The following is a 10,508-nucleotide window of genomic DNA, read 5'->3' as shown; positions in this document are numbered from 1 at the left end:
GAGCTTCATTAATGAGCCTTTGATATTCGTGAACGTAGGTATTGTCACCAATTAATTTAAGATTAACGCGCTCGCATTTCCCCACTCAGCAATCCAACAATAATCATAGTTGCCTAAGCGATCGCATCTGGCAGTGTGATAGTAACCACATCACCTGCTTGAATCGTTGCTAAAGCTTCTTGAACTTTAGGCATCAGAGGTTTTAGAACTTCTAAACGATTGCTGGGAGATGCAAGAACGATTATAGCTAAGTTGATATTATTCAAATTTTGTTGAGCTGTTAAGTTTTGATCAATGGTGATGAATACATCAAACTCTGTCTTCGCTAGTCCCAGTAGCTCACCATTCTTTTTACTTGCCCATCCTTGCTCTGGTACAGTCACAACCTCATGACCTGTGATTTCTCCCTTTAATTTCTTAGGCAGGCATTCATCAAGCAGCACTTTCATAAAAAGATAATACTTTTTTCAGGGCTAGCTTGAGAAACGCAGTTGCCTGTGCGCGGCTCACCGTGGGAAAATCTTCTAGAAAATCATCAAGGCGATCGCCTGCTTCGAGATAATCAATCAATGTTTGTACTGGTACGCGAGTTCCATAGAAAACGGGTGTACCAGAAAGGATGTCGGGAGAACTCTGTATTAGTTGAGATTCCATATTGCATCTGGCAGTGTAATATTCAGGGATTGCATAAGCCGGTTATATTGTCGCCAATTAATTTAAGAGTAAGGCGATCGCATTTCCCCACTCAGCAATCGAACAATAATCATAGTTGCCTAAGCGATCGCATCTGGCAGAGTAATATTAAAGGATTGCATAAGCTGGTTACATTGTGAGCGATTAATTTAAGATTAACGCGATCGCCGAAGGCGGGCGCTCTGCGCCATCGCATCTCCGCTCTGGGCAAGTCAACAAAAATCATACTGTGCAACAATAGCTGTAGCTTAGTCGGAGTAAAAACTATGGACTGGCGACAGTACATTCATTCAGACCCTAAAATTCTGCTGGGTAAGCCGACTGTGAAAGGAACTCGTTTATCTGTAGAGTTCTTATTGGGTTTGTTTGCGACGGGATGGACAGAACAACAAGTGTTAGAAAATTATCCCACTCTTACCTCAGAAGCATTAAGGGCAGTATTTGCTTTTACAGCAGAGTGTATGCGTGAAGAATCTTTATATACTCTCCCGCTTTTGTCTGAGGCGGGATGATGCGGTTTCTAGCAAATGAAAATTTTCCTCTGATGAGTGTTAGATATTTGCGCTCTGCGGGTTGCGATGTAGCCTATGGAAGCGAAGATGCAGCAGGTGCAGAAGATTCTGAAGTTCTGACACGCGCAGTTCATGAGGAGCGAATCATTCTGACATTTGATCGAGACTATGGTGAGTTAATTTATCGCCTGCGGATGCCATCACCAATAGGTGTTGTTTATTTTCGTTATTTTCCTGCTACACCACAGGAGCCAGCGGAAGATTTGCTGCGCCTGCTAAGTATTGAAGGTATATCTTTAGAAGGCAGTTTTACTGTTGTAGAGCGTACACAGTTACGTCAGCGCCCACTGCCCTAATTTACCTGATTTCTCAAACAGTCTTTTCTTTTCTATCTCCGCATTTCCCCTTATCCCTCCACCTCAAATTGACTACGGTCAAACAACCACCCATCGCCGACAATCTCCTCTAGGCGTTGATTGAGTCGAGGGCGGAAATATTCTGGATCGTTTAACCGTTGCTGGACAACAGCGTAGTTCAAAAGTTTGCTGTTGACTGAGGGCGAAGGCAAAGTTTAGCGGCATGGTTTGCAAGGGTAGATTGCACAATAACCTTCACCGTATTATCAGTAAATTCAATCGTCAACAAAGCCAACGCCTTAATGGTTATCGCCGATACTCGTCGCCGCAATCGCCGATTAGCTGGTACAAATCGCGTGATTGGCGAGATACTGCATTGATGCGATCGCGATCGTCTTCATCTAAACTAAAACTAAATACTTTGGCGTTATCTTCTATATGTTCAGATACACCAAGTCTTGCACCAATTATCACACCGCCCACAGTTGGCTGATCTAAAATGTAACGCACTGCCACATTAGAAATACTTACCCGATGCTTATTAGCAATTTCCTTTAGGATAGCCAGGAACTCTTGAAATAATTGCCAACCACCCCAAGCATCGATCATATTTTTATATTTTTTCAAACTAGCAGTAGAGAGATCAAATCCTCTTGGTTCCGGTTTACCCAAATAGTTTTCTGATAACAAACCGCCGCACAATGTACCGTAAGTAAAAAGTTTTATGTCATGCTGCTGACAAAACTCCACCATATTAACTTCAGGACGGCGATCAATCAGGGAAAATTGCACTTGGTTAGAAACGATCTTGATGCCTGCTTCAGTAATAATCTTTAAGTTTTCCGTGTCAAAATTAGTTAAACCTAAATGCTTAATTTTACCCTCAGTCTGAAGTTCTGCCATATATTTGAGGGCATCCAGATAATTTTTATCCTGATATTCCCACCAATGAAATTGCATCAAATCTAACGATTGCACATTCATTCTTCTCAGGGAAATATCAATATTTTCCTCGACGAGTTTCTTCGTCATTTTACCAGGACGAGGTACCCACTTTGTAAAGGCTTGCACCTGAGATAAAGCATCTTTACCACGAGTATCAATTAGTTGACAGCGAAACTCACCAATAAAATCTTCCGCAGGGCCATAATGATCTGCTAAATCCCAAGTGGTAAAGCCAGCATCTACATATTTGAACATAGTCTCAATAGCGGCTTGAGGATTGATCTGTCCGTGTGCGCCGGAGACTTGCCACATCCCATTTAATATACGGCAGATGTTCAAATCAGGAGTAAATTGGAGACGACTAGCTGCGGGTAAGTTCATTTTCAATTTATGAGTGAAAAGTTAGGAATGGGAAGACTTAACAATTACTAATAGATAAATCATAACTGATAATTCCTAACTCCCAACTCCTAACTTTTTAATGCCAGCCTTTTTCAGCTTGTTCGAGAACGTAAGCAGCAACGTCTTGGATTTGCTGTTCGCTGAGGCGTTCTTTGTAGGCTGACATATTATTTTTACCATTGGTAACTATAGATGTAACTGCCTCTATTGAATCCATACCATACTTTTTCAGGGCTTGCTTTTTGAGATTTTTACCTCGCCTAATTATGTTGCTACCATTGATATGACAACCAGCACAATGAACACTAAATATTTGTTCACCATTAACTGTGTCTGCTGCACTAACGGGCAAAGTAAAAGCACTGATAAATAAGAAAAACGTTACTAATACTAATGTAAGTAGTTTCTTCAATGAACTTCTCCAAATTTAGACATATTAATTGTAGGCATAAGTATCAGAACCAATACTAGAGGGATTCAAAGTCAGTTGTAAATCCAGCAAAATTTGCACAATCTTCTTGAAAAGACTCTGCATCATTAACATCTTCAATTTTATAAGACATGATGCGCGTACCATCTGGCATTTTTTTGGAACCAATTAATTCACCTTGATATTTCTCTGCGATCGCTTTAAAATCAACACTATAGATTTTCCAGGCATCACCCGAACAAGTAATATTTACTCGCCACATATTTCACTCTCAATTACTACCACTAAATATTCATCATCCCACAAATGGGCAACATCTTACACATCACCTCTTTGAGACTGCAATTTTCTATCTTAAGGAAGTACCAAGCCCGATCGGGCTACGCCATAATGTGGATGTAGGAACATTTCTAGAAAATATTATCCCAATTAGTTAAATTCTACGAGTTGAAAATGCCTAACAATATCAAGCAACAAATTCAAGCAGACTTACAACAAGCAAAAGAAACTGGACAATTAAGAACTGAGCGGATTCGAGAAATAGTAAAATCCGCAGTTTCTCAAGTAGCTTCTGAGTTCAAACAAGGTTCTAGTGAAGTTCGTAGCCTTGTTAGAGATGCAGTTTCTGCTGTAATTGAAAACTTCCAAGAAAAAGGTAGCGAACTTAAAGAAAAGGGTACTGAACTCAAAGATGAAGTGACAGCTTCTATTGAAGGAGCGCTGGAAGGGATTAATAGCAAAAGACACGAAAGTATTGCTCAAACTCAAACAGATATAAAAAGGCTACAAGCTCAACTAGATGGTGAAGAAGAACAACTCCAACGAGAGGTTGATGTAATTTTGGCAGAAATTGAAGAGACGGGTAAGGAAAAACCTGCGAGTACCAAAACTGCAATTGATTCTGCTATCAATGCCCTTAAAGATAGTGAAGAGGCAGGATTGTTAAAGAAACGTTACGCGCAACTGCAAGCGCAGCTAGCCATTGTCCGAGCGAACTTAGCTGCACGCTATGGCGGACGTAATATGGAGGTTCAGGATTATCTAAACGAGGCTAAACACTGGTACGATAAGGCTCGTCCCCAAGCAGAATCTATGGCTGTGCAGGTAGAAGAGAAGCGATCGCAGCTTGAAGATAAACTGGGTGAAGCTGGTACATCTCTAGCCAGAAAAGAGCGCCAAATCAAACAAACATTGAGAGAGTTACTCTTAACGGCGGCTGACTTATTCAAAGATAAGGAACCTGCTAATAAAGAGCGGGAGACTATTCATAAATAAGCTAGACTGCTTCTCACAAAACCCTGATACATAATAGATTTTTAGTAGGGGTACGGCAATGCTGTGTCCCTACTAACGTATTTGTAGAATTATTAAATACTCACTTTTCGTAGGGTGCGTTGGCTAAAGGCTAAGGCATCGCTTGATAAGCTGAAAAATATCTAAATTATCATAATCGTAGGACTAGGACTATTGTTATAGCGCCTTAATCCCCCCGATGCATTGGGGGGAAACAAGAGAATCTAGTTCCCTCCCCAATACATACGGGGAGGGTTAGGGTGGGGTAATCTATCGCAAACATTTTTTGAATCGCTATAACTTCTAATTCTGATAGAAACTAAAATGGTGCGTTACAGCTAAAGCCGTAACGCACCATACTTAAGATTTCCTAAAATCCATCTTGCGTATTAGTAAATATTTCCTTCTCTATTCAGTTGTTCATTATGCTTGGCAATAACCCAAATTGCATGAATGCTACCGGGTAGCCAACCTAAAACTGTAAGCAAGATGTTAATAAACAAGGTTGGGCCAATTCCAACTGTCAGGAAAACGCCTAGAGGAGGCACTAACAAACCTAGAAGAAAACGAACTAATTTCATGTTTTTGCCGTATTTTTGTGAGTTTCTTTAATTACATTCTGGTGAATATACAGAATTAGTAAATCCACCTTCGGATACTTTATTTGGAGTAGAGACGTGAAAAAAATTGGTCTTTCTACTCCTTAATAATACTTATCTAGAAGGTAATTCACCTTGGGTTTTTACATCGCCACTGCCGGCTAACAGATTTTTTTCAACAAAGTAGTTGTTAATGAAGGTGTTTGCAAAAGTTAGAATCACCGGTCCAAGAAGGAAACCAATAATTCCGCGAACTGCGAACCCAGGAACTAGGGCTGCTGCTAACCAGAAACACAAACCGTTAACGACGAGCGAAAATGCTCCAAATGATAGAAAGTTAAGTGGTAGAGAAAGAGCAGACAAAACTGGTTTAACTGAACCGTTAATTAGACCAATTACTAAAGCAGCAATTATAGCTGCGGGAAAGTTAGCAATATTAACGCCTGGAACAACTAAATCAACAATCAACAGGCTCAAAGCTGTAGCTAGGGCGGTTAATAATGGTGTTAACATTTTTCTTACCTAATCACTAAAAGATTTTTTGTAACTTCTTATCTCATCTTCAACTATGTGCTAGGTGTTAACCTCTCTTGCAAGATAGAATTTGGTTCTACCGTTAGGCCGATCATTGAAAAAAATATAGCGGTTCCAATCCTGCGTAGGTTTTACTTAAAAAAGCACTCCGAGGTAAATTGGGTTGAGGAACTAAACCCAACATTTTCACGATTCTGTCGGGTTTCACTACCTACAACCCAACCTACAAATCTTCTTAACTGATTAGTGTTGCGATCGCTCAGATTTTCCAGACTCAGGCTGATAGTAAAGGGCTGATTTATACAAGATTTGTTCTTGATGGGTTTCTAAAGTGCAATCAGACAAAGGGTAAGTTACACAAGTAACAACATAACCAGCCTGTACTTCGTTTGGACGCAGAAATTTTTGCTCACTTTGGTCAACTTCACCACTAATAAGTTTAGCAATACACGCAGAACATTCGCCTTGTTTACACCCAGATGGTAGGCGGATACCAGCTTCTTCCGCCATATCCAGAATATATTGCTCGTCTGGTACTGAAATGGTGCGATCTAATCCAAGTGTAGGATTGATAAATCGAACTTGATAAACTGCCATCTGCTGTTTCTAATTATTGTTTAACTGCTTTCATCGATAAACTAATTCGCTTGAGTTTCTCGTTGATTTCTAGCACCTGCACTTTGACTACTTGTCCAACTTTGACAACTTTGTTGGGATCGTCTACAAATCTATCAGCAAGTTGGGATATATGCACCAAGCCATCTTGATGTACGCCGATATCAACAAAAGCACCGAAGTTAGCGACGTTCGTTACAATTCCCTCTAGTTCCATTCCCACATTTAAATCCCTAATTTCCTTAATTCCTTCTCTGAAGGTGGCATACTTAAACTCAGCACGAGGATCTCTACCTGGTTTTTCTAGTTCGCTGAGAATGTCGCGCAGTGTAGGTTCGCCAACGCTATCAGTAACATATTTCTTCAGGTTGGTCTTTTTAAGTTTTTCGGCAATTTGTGTCACCTGATTTAATGGCACATTTAGATCGGATGCGATCGCTTCTACTACAGAATAACTTTCTGGATGCACTGCTGTATTATCCAATGGGTTATCACCGCCGCGAATCCGCAGAAAACCCGCCGCTTGTTCAAAGGCTTTTGGCCCTAACTTCGGAACTTTCAAAAGTTGTCGGCGATTTTTAAAGGCTCCATTCTGGTTACGATAGGCGACAATGTTATTGGCAACTGTTGCTGTAATCCCAGAGACAGAAGTCAAAAGTTCTTTGGAGGCCATGTTCAAGTCTACGCCGACGTAGTTAACGCAGCTTTCTACAGTCTCATCCAATTTCTTTTTCAGCAACTTCTGATCGACATCGTGCTGATATTGTCCCACACCAATGGATTTGGGATCGATTTTCACAAGTTCCGCCAGAGGATCTTGCAAACGGCGGCCGATGCTAATGGCACCGCGCACGGTAATATCTAAATCGGGAAACTCTTCTAGCGCCACAATACTAGCAGAATATATAGATGCGCCAGATTCATTTACCATCACCTTAACTGGTTTGCGTTCTATGGTTTGCAATACTTGCGTGACAAATTCCTCTGTCTCACGGGACGCTGTACCGTTACCAATGGCGATTAACTCAATTTTGTACTTTTCAATCAGATTTTTGACAGTTTGTGCAGCTTTAGCGCGTTGTTCAGCCGCTTGGTGAGGAAAAACCGCTTGGTATTCCATAAATTTCCCTGTTTGGTCAAGGACAGCAACTTTACACCCAGTTCTAAATCCAGGGTCTATCGCCAAGGTTGGTTTCATTCCTGCTGGTGCAGACAGCAGCAACTCCCGCAGATTAGTTTCAAATGTCTTGATTGATTCTATGTCTGCATAAACTTTTTTCTCAGAAATTACCTCTCCCATTAGAGAGACTTTCATCAAACGATTGAATGCGTCCTTCAACATCGCCTGATAAAAGTCCCGAATTGTCCGAACTTTGGTTTTAATTTCTTTCGACTCCAGATAGTAAAGTACCGTATCCTCATCAAAAGCAATTTCAAAGCTTAATATTTTTTCAGTTTCACCCCGACACAACGCCAGCATATTGTGGGGTGCAATATTTTTTACCCTAATTTGATAGTTACGGTACATCTCAAATTTGGTTGTACCTTCAGGATAATCATCTTTGATACGGGAGACAAATACCCCTTCTTCTAAAAGATAGTCGCGGATATACGCACGTAACTCAGCTTTTTCAGCTACTTCTTCGGCTAAAATATCAGCAGCACCTTTGAGCGCTTCTTCTGCTGTTTTTACTCCCTGCGTTTCCGAAATATACTTAGCCGCTTCTTCTTCCAGAGAAGCCGTTGCAGCATTTTTGACATTTAGCGACTTGATAAATTTCGCTAATGGTTCGAGTCCTTTTTCTCTGGCGATAGTGGCGCGGGTGCGTCGTTTTGGGCGATAGGGTAGATATAAATCCTCAAGTTCGGTTTTTTGTAAGCAGGATGAGATTTTGGCTTTGAGTTCATCTGTGAGTTTACCAAGTTCTGCGATCGCACTTAAAATCACCGATTTTCGTTCTTCCAGTTCTGTTAAATAAGTATATCGATCGGCCAGTTCGCGTAGTTGCACTTCATTCATTTCATCAGTGCGCTCTTTGCGGTAACGTGCAATAAAGGGAATTGTTGCACCCTCAGCCAAAAGTTCCAGCGCGTTTTGCACCTGATGGGATTTGAGGTTTATTTCAGTTGCCAGTATTTGAGGAATGTTCAGCATTAGGTGTCTAAAATGAAAATGCTACTTCTAAAGGTAATATGCTAGATCCTTATCCTGGCGCAAGTCCAAAGTTTTAAGCTAATTTACCAGATGATTGTTCACAAGAGTGCAATTGGCGAAATAGACAAAACCCACCTACGCAACTTTTATAACCCTTTCAATCTGCGTAGATGAATGAGAATTTGTCTAGCACAGGGCAGTTTGACTGATTGGGGAGAACGGCAAAAGTAGTATCACCCGCAGGAATTGTCTGTTCCTAAACACTAGGCAATTATTTTGCGTAGCGTCTCGTACCCACTTTTAAAGCTTGCTATGCACTACAGAACAAAGAGTTGTCAAGCTTTTTAGCGCTTCATCTATTGCAATAATTATTCCAATTGGCGTAAAATACAACCTTGCGTAATCTTGATTTTCTATAATATTTATTTCGCTAGACTGTTGTAGCCAAAACCTTATTGGATGTAAGATTAACCACACTTCCAAAAAATTTGTTCTAAAAACACTACAACCTTTAGTTCAGAGGTTAGTAAAATGCTTTTGTTTTTCTTGATACCACTATGTACTGCTTTAGCTACAGGTTACTTGTTCAAAAAGAGTAGTGATGAAATTGCATATCTTGCAGGTGTATTTGCAGCGATTAGCTTTATCTTAAGTTTAGTATTAGCACCTTGGCAGATTCAGTTTGGATTATTAATCATCGTCTTCGTCATTACCAATAAACTTTTGCAGGATAATGAGTCCAAGCAATAGGAAAACAACCTAGAGAAACCTCTATCCAGCCAAGGAAACTCAGCGTTGTTTTTCTTTATACCACTAAGTACTGTTTTAGCTACTGCCTACTGGTTCAAAAAGAGTACTAATAAAATTGCATATTTTACAGCGATTAGCAGCGGTTAGCCTGATTTTAAGTCTAGTATTAGCACCTTGACAGATTCAGTTTGGATTGTTAATGATTATTTTCATCATTACTAACAGACTTTTGTGAGGAAAATGAGTCTAAACATAGAGAAGCTTTTACCCAGCCAGGGAAAATTTGCAGACGACCATCTGTATCTGACATATATGAATTTAGATAAAGATTTCTGTGGATAGATAGAAAACACAATTTAAGCTTGCGATCATCTAAAATTATGTCTGTAATTTAGTGTAGCCTTGTATTATATTCTTAGTATAAGTAGTGTTATTCAAGTTTTAATTTTCCTTTAATCAACTCTTAGCTTTGCATTTATCAAGTCTGATCCTAATTCTTTACTTCTACAAGTTTAACAGGGTAGTTTCATACAACCACAGAAAAACTAAAACTGGGTTTTAAAACCTCTCCCTGAAGCGGAGAGAGGTTTAGATAGTGGTAAATAATTCTGCCACAAAACGAGAAATCAAACTTATATATTTTTCTTTTTTCGTATGAAATTACTCTACTTACTTTTACAAGTTTAATACCCAGAAATTGCTTCATCAATGTACGTACAAATTTTTAAAACAAAAATTCATAATCGAAGAGGATTTTTGTTTTATGAAGTTTTTGTTTAAGTATATTTGTCAGTAGATAAATTTTTGATAAAGTACGACGATAAATTTGCAACATGTCTTTCTCATGGTATTCTAGTAAGTAATTACATGTAGCAATAAGTTCTGGAAAAAACAGCCTATTTAAAATTATGATGAAAAACCAAGCAAACTAATACTAAGCAGTGTAGTGTAGAAATATCTCAAATTCAATGCAAGCAATATCAACTTTAAGTTGGTTAGCCAACGATAGTTTGCATTACTTGTTTTGTACAATAGGCTCTATTTGGACATTCAGTAAAATTCCCCATAACCCTGTAAAGCGTATTCCTGTAGATTGATTTATCTCTCTATGATTTACGCAACCAGTCAGACTTGTATTACTTCTTGTGTTCCCATGCCCAAAAAGAGCACGTATACATACTCAATTTGAGTAAAAACCTTTACTTTTATAAATCGGCTTAATTG

Annotated in this window: 15 protein-coding genes; 4 read left to right on the top strand and 11 right to left on the bottom strand. The window is 39.5% G+C overall.

What is annotated here, in order from left to right; all coding sequences use genetic code 11:
* Window positions 1-113: 113 nt before the first annotated feature.
* The 3 genes from RMY16_RS20445 to RMY16_RS20435 form a co-directional block, all read right to left on the bottom strand.
* Entirely contained in the window at window positions 114-449 is a 336-nt protein-coding gene (locus RMY16_RS20445) for a DUF5615 family PIN-like protein (protein WP_322737940.1), read from the bottom strand.
* Window positions 433-654: a DUF433 domain-containing protein gene (locus RMY16_RS20440; protein WP_322737939.1), complete on the bottom strand. Its 222-nt coding sequence runs from the start codon at window positions 652-654 to the stop codon at window positions 433-435. The genes RMY16_RS20445 and RMY16_RS20440 overlap by 17 nt, the downstream gene beginning before the upstream one ends.
* 109 nt (window positions 655-763) lie before the next feature.
* Window positions 764-919, bottom strand: coding sequence for a hypothetical protein (locus RMY16_RS20435; protein ID WP_322737938.1), 156 nt, complete (start codon window positions 917-919; stop codon window positions 764-766).
* 40 nt (window positions 920-959) lie between these two features.
* Between RMY16_RS20435 and RMY16_RS20430 the strand changes: the two genes are divergently transcribed.
* Window positions 960-1,205: a DUF433 domain-containing protein gene (locus tag RMY16_RS20430; protein ID WP_322737937.1), complete on the top strand. Its 246-nt coding sequence runs from the start codon at window positions 960-962 to the stop codon at window positions 1,203-1,205.
* Entirely contained in the window at window positions 1,202-1,561 is a 360-nt protein-coding gene (locus RMY16_RS20425) for a DUF5615 family PIN-like protein (RefSeq protein WP_322737936.1), read from the top strand. The genes RMY16_RS20430 and RMY16_RS20425 overlap by 4 nt, the downstream gene beginning before the upstream one ends.
* A 50-nt stretch (window positions 1,562-1,611) precedes the next feature.
* On the opposite strand, the gene RMY16_RS20420 is transcribed toward RMY16_RS20425, so the two are convergent.
* The 4 genes from RMY16_RS20420 to RMY16_RS20405 form a co-directional block, all read right to left on the bottom strand.
* Complete coding sequence (locus RMY16_RS20420; RefSeq protein WP_322737935.1) at window positions 1,612-1,743, bottom strand: hypothetical protein; 132 nt, start codon at window positions 1,741-1,743, stop codon at window positions 1,612-1,614.
* 124 nt (window positions 1,744-1,867) lie between these two features.
* Window positions 1,868-2,887 carry an aldo/keto reductase gene (locus RMY16_RS20415; protein WP_322737933.1) on the bottom strand — a complete coding sequence of 340 codons (1,020 nt, stop codon included), beginning with the start codon at window positions 2,885-2,887 and terminating at the stop codon, window positions 1,868-1,870.
* A 97-nt stretch (window positions 2,888-2,984) separates the two neighbouring features.
* Window positions 2,985-3,320, bottom strand: coding sequence for a cytochrome c6 PetJ (gene petJ / locus RMY16_RS20410; RefSeq protein WP_322737932.1), 336 nt, complete (start codon window positions 3,318-3,320; stop codon window positions 2,985-2,987).
* Between the two features lie 55 nt (window positions 3,321-3,375).
* A complete protein-coding gene (locus RMY16_RS20405; protein ID WP_322737931.1) occupies window positions 3,376-3,600 on the bottom strand; it encodes a hypothetical protein in 225 nt (74 codons plus the stop codon).
* 191 nt (window positions 3,601-3,791) lie between these two features.
* Here RMY16_RS20405 and RMY16_RS20400 point away from each other — a divergent pair, with 191 nt between their 5' ends.
* Complete coding sequence (locus RMY16_RS20400) at window positions 3,792-4,613, top strand: histidine kinase (protein ID WP_322737930.1); 822 nt, start codon at window positions 3,792-3,794, stop codon at window positions 4,611-4,613.
* Window positions 4,614-5,020: 407 nt separating this feature from the next.
* Here RMY16_RS20400 and RMY16_RS20395 read toward each other — a convergent pair whose 3' ends face one another.
* The 4 genes from RMY16_RS20395 to RMY16_RS20380 form a co-directional block, all read right to left on the bottom strand.
* A complete protein-coding gene (locus RMY16_RS20395; protein ID WP_322737929.1) occupies window positions 5,021-5,212 on the bottom strand; it encodes a YqaE/Pmp3 family membrane protein in 192 nt (63 codons plus the stop codon).
* 132 nt (window positions 5,213-5,344) lie between these two features.
* On the bottom strand, window positions 5,345-5,743 hold the full coding sequence (locus tag RMY16_RS20390; RefSeq protein ID WP_322660350.1) for a phage holin family protein: 399 nt from the start codon (window positions 5,741-5,743) through the stop codon (window positions 5,345-5,347).
* A gap of 264 nt (window positions 5,744-6,007) precedes the next feature.
* On the bottom strand, window positions 6,008-6,361 hold the full coding sequence (locus tag RMY16_RS20385) for a 2Fe-2S iron-sulfur cluster-binding protein (protein WP_322660352.1): 354 nt from the start codon (window positions 6,359-6,361) through the stop codon (window positions 6,008-6,010).
* A gap of 13 nt (window positions 6,362-6,374) precedes the next feature.
* Window positions 6,375-8,534, bottom strand: a complete 2,160-nt coding sequence (locus tag RMY16_RS20380; protein ID WP_322737928.1) for a Tex family protein — start codon at window positions 8,532-8,534, stop codon at window positions 6,375-6,377.
* Window positions 8,535-9,065: 531 nt separating this feature from the next.
* Here RMY16_RS20380 and RMY16_RS20375 point away from each other — a divergent pair.
* Window positions 9,066-9,284 carry a hypothetical protein gene (locus RMY16_RS20375; protein ID WP_322660356.1) on the top strand — a complete coding sequence of 73 codons (219 nt, stop codon included), beginning with the start codon at window positions 9,066-9,068 and terminating at the stop codon, window positions 9,282-9,284.
* Window positions 9,285-10,508: the final 1,224 nt, after the last annotated feature.

Source organism: Nostoc sp. DedQUE12b (assembly GCF_034530835.1).
GTDB lineage: Bacteria > Cyanobacteriota > Cyanobacteriia > Cyanobacteriales > Nostocaceae > Nostoc.
Note: the sequence above shows the minus strand (reverse complement) of the source record. Positions and strands in the feature narration are given on the sequence as shown.

Excerpts from the sequence above, each read along its gene's own strand:
- RMY16_RS20445 (WP_322737940.1), bottom strand. The coding sequence starts at position 449 with ATGAAAGTGCTGCTTGATGAATGCCTGCCTAAGAAATTAAAGGGAGAA.
- RMY16_RS20440 (WP_322737939.1), bottom strand. The coding sequence starts at position 654 with ATGGAATCTCAACTAATACAGAGTTCTCCCGACATCCTTTCTGGTACA.
- RMY16_RS20435 (WP_322737938.1), bottom strand. The coding sequence starts at position 919 with ATGATTTTTGTTGACTTGCCCAGAGCGGAGATGCGATGGCGCAGAGCG.
- RMY16_RS20430 (WP_322737937.1), top strand. The coding sequence starts at position 960 with ATGGACTGGCGACAGTACATTCATTCAGACCCTAAAATTCTGCTGGGT.
- RMY16_RS20425 (WP_322737936.1), top strand. The coding sequence starts at position 1,202 with ATGATGCGGTTTCTAGCAAATGAAAATTTTCCTCTGATGAGTGTTAGA.
- RMY16_RS20415 (WP_322737933.1), bottom strand. The coding sequence starts at position 2,887 with ATGAACTTACCCGCAGCTAGTCGTCTCCAATTTACTCCTGATTTGAAC.
- RMY16_RS20405 (WP_322737931.1), bottom strand. The coding sequence starts at position 3,600 with ATGTGGCGAGTAAATATTACTTGTTCGGGTGATGCCTGGAAAATCTAT.
- RMY16_RS20400 (WP_322737930.1), top strand. The coding sequence starts at position 3,792 with ATGCCTAACAATATCAAGCAACAAATTCAAGCAGACTTACAACAAGCA.
- RMY16_RS20395 (WP_322737929.1), bottom strand. The coding sequence starts at position 5,212 with ATGAAATTAGTTCGTTTTCTTCTAGGTTTGTTAGTGCCTCCTCTAGGC.
- RMY16_RS20390 (WP_322660350.1), bottom strand. The coding sequence starts at position 5,743 with ATGTTAACACCATTATTAACCGCCCTAGCTACAGCTTTGAGCCTGTTG.
- RMY16_RS20385 (WP_322660352.1), bottom strand. The coding sequence starts at position 6,361 with ATGGCAGTTTATCAAGTTCGATTTATCAATCCTACACTTGGATTAGAT.
- RMY16_RS20380 (WP_322737928.1), bottom strand. The coding sequence starts at position 8,534 with ATGCTGAACATTCCTCAAATACTGGCAACTGAAATAAACCTCAAATCC.
- RMY16_RS20375 (WP_322660356.1), top strand. The coding sequence starts at position 9,066 with ATGCTTTTGTTTTTCTTGATACCACTATGTACTGCTTTAGCTACAGGT.